Below are 1,268 nucleotides of genomic sequence, written 5' to 3' on the forward strand. Positions count from 1 at the left end.
CGCGGAACGCAAGACGAGTCTGGAACCGGTGAAGAAGGCCACCCAGGAGAAGAAGACAGTTGCAAGAAAGCCGGCGCCCAAGAAGGCCCCCGCCGCCCGCGGCGCGCAGCCCAAGGGCGCCCCGGCGAAGAAGGCCCCGGCCCGCCGGCCGCCGGCGAAGAAGGCCCCCGCCGCTCCGCCGCCCGCCGCGGCGGCCGGGCCGCGGGCCGGGCAACCGATACTCTTCCGCGCCGTGCGGGCCTGCTGGCTGGGCCTGGCGCACAGCGTGGGCGCGATGTTCCGCGGTTTCGGGGACGGCGCCAAGGGCCTGCACCCGGCCCACCGCAAGGACGGCGTGGCGCTGCTGATGCTGGCGCTCGGTCTGGTCACCGCCGCCGGCACCTGGTTCAGCCCGCAGGGCTGGCTGGGCGAGGCCGCCACCTCGGTGGTCTGCGGGCTGTTCGGCCGGCTCGCGGTGCTGGTGCCGCTGTTGCTGGTGGGGATCGCGGTCCGGCTGATGCGCCACCCGGGGTTGCCGGAGGCCAACGGGCGGATCGCGATCGGGCTGAGCACGCTGGTGATCGGGGTGCTCGGGCTGGTCCACATCGGCTCCGGCGCCCCCGGGATGGACAGCGGGGCGACCCGGATGCGGCAGGCCGGCGGGATCCTGGGCTGGGCCGCCTCGACGCCGATGATGGCCGCGGCCGGTCCGCCGTTGGCCGTCCCGCTGCTCCTGCTGCTGGCCTTCTTCGGGCTGCTGGTGGTCACCGCGACCCCGGTCAACAAGATCCCCGAGCGGCTGCGGCGGCTCGGCGAGCGGCTCGGCGTGGTGGAGCCGGTGCCGCACGACGAGCTGGACGAGTACGGCGAGTACGACGAATACGGCGAGTACGTCGGCAGCGAGCACGAGCCGTCCACCGAGCCGCCGGAGGACGCCGACCCGGAGGCGCTGCCCTACACGGTCGAGGACGACGACCCCGAGGACGAGGTGGCGGCCCGCCGGCGCCGGCGCGGCCGGCGCAGGCAGGCGGTCGAGGCGGACGGCGAGGAGGGGACGGCGGAGCCGGCCGTCGGGGTGTCCTTCGAGAAGAAGGACCCGTTCCACACCCGCGACCTGGCCGCCGGAGTGGCCGCCGACCTGGACGGCGCGCTGCTGCACGGCGTGCCGGCCTCGCCGGCGGTGGCCGGCATCATGCACCAGGTGCAGGACCGCACCGCCGCGCCCGAGGAGCCGGCGGTGCCGGCGGCGCGCGCCTCGGCGGCGGCCCAGGCGTCGGGCGGCCGGGGCG

1 pseudogene is annotated in these 1,268 nt (G+C 76.6%); it reads left to right on the forward strand.

What is annotated here, in order from left to right:
• Positions 1 to 28: 28 nt before the first annotated feature.
• A pseudogene (locus ACQRUO_RS39465) lies at positions 29 to 1,268 on the forward strand (cell division protein FtsK); the annotation flags it as partial.

Source organism: Kitasatospora sp. LaBMicrA B282 (assembly GCF_050325825.1).
Taxonomy (GTDB): domain Bacteria; phylum Actinomycetota; class Actinomycetes; order Streptomycetales; family Streptomycetaceae; genus Kitasatospora.